General features: G+C 73.9%; 2 protein-coding genes. One reads left to right on the top strand and one right to left on the bottom strand.

Features of this window, described 5'->3' with window-relative positions:
* Positions 1–14 precede the first annotated feature (14 nt).
* Positions 15–1,223 (bottom strand): MFS transporter, encoded by a 1,209-nt coding sequence (locus A6V29_RS05395; protein WP_137159356.1) that lies wholly within the window; start codon positions 1,221–1,223, stop codon positions 15–17.
* A gap of 103 nt (positions 1,224–1,326) precedes the next feature.
* Between A6V29_RS05395 and A6V29_RS05390 the strand changes: the two genes are divergently transcribed.
* Positions 1,327–1,860: a CGNR zinc finger domain-containing protein gene (locus A6V29_RS05390; protein ID WP_137159355.1), complete on the top strand. Its 534-nt coding sequence runs from the start codon at positions 1,327–1,329 to the stop codon at positions 1,858–1,860.
* Positions 1,861–1,882: the final 22 nt, after the last annotated feature.

Genomic DNA, 1,882 nt, shown 5'->3' with positions numbered 1-1,882 from the left:
CTACATCCTCACTGTCAGGCGGGCACGGACTCGCGCACCGGCTCGGCCGCCTGCGCCGGACGACGGCCCGGCAGCAGCGTGACGACGACGGCCAGACCGGCGCCGAGCGTGGCGAGCAGCAGGCTGCCCGGCACCCCGGCCGGGCTCTCGATCAGCGCACCGCCCAGGGCCGCACCGATCGCGGAGGCGCCGACGGTGATCGTGGACAGCCAGGTGAACGCCTCGGTGGTCGCGTGCACGGGCGCCAGCGAGCCGACCAGCGTGTTCTGCACCGTCAGCGTGGGGGCGATCGCCGTCCCGCCGAGGAACAGCAGCACGCCCATCGCCCACGGGCTGGAAATCCACGCGAGCGGCGCCAGCCCGATGGTCACGCCGAGCAGCAGCAGCCGGTACTGGCGCGGCAGCGAGATGCTCAGCACGCGGGCGCCGAACCACAGCCCGCCGATGGTCGAGCCCAGCGCCCAGACGGCGAGCAGCAGCCCGGACATGCCGGGGGCGCCCATGCGGTCGGCGAACGCCGGGACGGCGACCTCGAGCGCGCCGAAGCCCAGCATCACGGCGGCGCCGCTGAGCAGGACCCGCGGCAGCCCGGGCGTGCGGACGGTGGAGAAGACGCCCGCACGCGCGCCGACCACCGGCACGTAGTCGCGCGCGGCCCGGGCGGTGGCGACGCCGAGAGCCCCGACGACGGCGAGGGTGCCGGCGACGGCGACCGCCAGCGCCGGGGAGGTGAACACGGCGAGCGCGGCCACCAGCGCGGGGCCGACGACGAAGACCAGCTCGGTGGCGGTGGCGTCGAGGGCGTAGGCGGTGTTGCGCACGCGCGGGTCGACCCGCGACCAGAGCGCGCGGACGGTTCCGGACACCAGCGGGGTCGCGGCGCCGGCCGCCGCGGAGGCGGCGAGGACGGCACCAGCGGGCGCACCGCCGACGACGACGGCGATGAGCACCGCGAGCAGCACCGGATAGGCGGCGGCCTGGGCGAAGAGGATCGGCCGGGGACCGCGGCGGTCGGCGTAGCGGCCCAGCACCGGCGCCATGACGGCCATGGCGATGCCGAGCAGCGCCGCCGCCAGCCCGGCGATGGCGTAGGAACCCGTCTCCTGCTGCACCATGAGCAGCAGCGCCAGCGGCACCATGGCGGAAGGCAATCGGCCGGCGAACCCCGCGAGCAGCAGGGCAGGGGCCGACGGAAGCCGCCAGACGGAGACGTAAGCGCGCACGGGAGAACTCGTTTCGAACTGCGGGGGAAGGAATGAGTAGGCGGTCAATCGCCGTTGACCGCCTACCGAGGAGCGACGGTAGCACGGATCGGTAGGGAGTCATATGGATTACGACACCTACGGGTCGACAGCGGTGGAGTTGGCGATCGAACTGGCCAACGCCGAGCGCGACGACCCGCAGTGGGCGGGTGCGTTCCTGAGCTCCCACGAGGAGTGGTTCACCCCCGGCACGTCCTTCGAGCTGTCCGCCGGCGAGGTGCAGCGGGCTGCGGCGACCGCGGAGCTGGTGCGCGCCGTCGCGCTGGCCGAGACGCAGCCCGACGTCCTGGATCGGCTCAACGAACTACTGGCCCTGGCCCGGCCGCGCCCCTACGCCACCGACCACGACGGCGAGCTGCACCTGCACTACGCGCGCCCCGACTCCCCCGCGCTCGAGCAGCTGACGACGACGGTGGCGATGGGGCTGTCGCAGGTGGTCGTGCAGCACGGCTGGCAGCGGCTGGGGGTGTGCGCGGCGGAGAACTGCGACGACGTCTACGTGGACACCTCGCGCAACGCCAGCCGCCGGTACTGCTCGAACACGTGCGCCAGCCGCTCGACCGTCGCCGCCTACCGCGCCCGCCAGAAGACCGACTAGCTGTTCTGCCCTGACAGGTTGG

It is taken from the genome of Blastococcus sp. CCUG 61487 (assembly GCF_005222955.1).
GTDB lineage: Bacteria > Actinomycetota > Actinomycetes > Mycobacteriales > Geodermatophilaceae > Blastococcus.
The sequence above is the reverse complement of the archived record's forward strand: the minus strand, read 5'-3'. Positions and strand labels throughout refer to the sequence as shown.